We start from the raw sequence: 1,495 nt of genomic DNA, 5'->3' as shown, positions 1-1,495 counted from the left end.
CTGCCGGTCCCCACCGGGACCCCCGCCCCCGTTCGGGTCCGGGGAGGTGGACGTCCGTGAGGGAACCGGCACGGATCGGCGGGAGCACCCCGGCCGCGCCCGACCTCGCCGAGTTGCTGGGGCGGGTGGCACGGGGCGACCGGGAGGCGTTCGAGGGCGTCTACGACCTGGTGGCGGGTCCGGTGCTGGGACTGGTCCGCGGTGTGCTGCGGGACCCGGCCCAGTCCGAGGAGGTGGCGCAGGAGGTGCTCGTGGAGGTGTGGCGCGGCGCCGCCCGGTACCGACCCGAGCGCGGTGCGGCGATGGCCTGGGTGATGACCATGGCGCACCGCCGGGCCGTGGACCGGGTGCGGTCTGCGCAGGCGGCCGGCGACCGGGAGCACCGGGCCGCGCTGCTGGACCACACCCCGGCCTACGACGAGGTGACCGAAGAGGTGGAACACCGGTTGGAGCGCGAACAGGTGCGCCGCTGCCTGCGCGGGCTCACCGAGGTGCAGCGCCAATCGGTGACCCTGGCCTACTACCGGGGGCTGACCTACCGTGAGGTGGCCGAGTTGCTGGCGCTTCCGCTGGGCACCGTGAAGACCCGCCTGCGCGACGGCCTGATCCGGTTGCGCGACTGTCTGGGGGTGACCGCGTGAACACCGCCGACCTGCACACCCTGACCGGCGCCTACGTCCTGCACGCCCTCTCCCCGGGGGAACGGGCGGACTTCGAACGGCACCTGGCGGTCTGCGACGCGTGCGCCGTGGAGGTCGCCGAGTTGGCCGCCACCGCCGGCCGGTTGGCCGGCGCGGTCGCGGTCGCCCCGCCGCCGGGGATGCGCGCGGAGGTGCTGCGGCGGATCGGCACCGTCCGGCAGGAGCCCCCGGTGGTGCCGGCGGGGGATCGCCCCGGCACGGGCCGGTTCCGGGGACGCGGGGGGCGTGCCCCGCGGTGGGTCGTGGCGGCCTGTCTGGTCGCGGCGCTGGTGGGCGGGGCCGCGGCCGTGTGGCAGCACCGGGAGGCGGACCTCGCCCGGGAGCGGGCGGTGGAGGCCGAGCGGCTGCTGGAGGCCGGCGAGGGGATGTCGGAGGTGCTGGCGGTACTCGCCGCCCCGGACGCGCTCGCCGTCTCCGGTGAACTGGTGGCGGGCGCCACCGGCACGGTGGTGGTCTCGGCCGCCGAGGACCGCGCGGTGTTCGTGTCCTCGGGGATGCCCCCGGCGCCGGAGGGCATGACCTACCAGTTGTGGTTCGACGACGCCGGGACGATGCGTCCCGCCGGGCTGATGGAGCCGGCGGGGGAACCGGGCACCTCGGCGTTGGTGATGGAGGGGCCGCTGGCCGGGGCCGTGGGCATGGGGATCACCCTGGAGCCGGCCGGCGGGTCACCGCGGCCGACCTCGGAGCCGTTGGCGGCGATGGCCTTCCCCGTGCCCGGCGGTGGGACGGGGTGACGGGGCTCCGGGACCGGGACCGGCCCGGGGGTCAGGAACCCGGTGCGGTCCCGGTCC

Annotated in this window: 2 protein-coding genes; both read left to right on the top strand. The window is 76.9% G+C overall.

Annotated features, from left to right (window positions below; genetic code table 11):
- The first annotated feature begins 56 nt into the window (after positions 1-56).
- Positions 57-641 (top strand): sigma-70 family RNA polymerase sigma factor, encoded by a 585-nt coding sequence (locus tag FOE67_RS25495; protein WP_182667175.1) that lies wholly within the window; start codon positions 57-59, stop codon positions 639-641.
- Entirely contained in the window at positions 638-1,438 is an 801-nt protein-coding gene (locus tag FOE67_RS25490) for an anti-sigma factor (RefSeq protein ID WP_182667174.1), read from the top strand. The genes FOE67_RS25495 and FOE67_RS25490 overlap by 4 nt, the downstream gene beginning before the upstream one ends.
- The last annotated feature ends 57 nt before the right edge of the window (positions 1,439-1,495 follow it).

This window comes from Streptomyces calidiresistens (assembly GCF_014141525.1).
Lineage (GTDB): Bacteria > Actinomycetota > Actinomycetes > Streptomycetales > Streptomycetaceae > Streptomyces > Streptomyces calidiresistens.
Note: the sequence above shows the minus strand (reverse complement) of the source record. Positions and strands in the feature narration are given on the sequence as shown.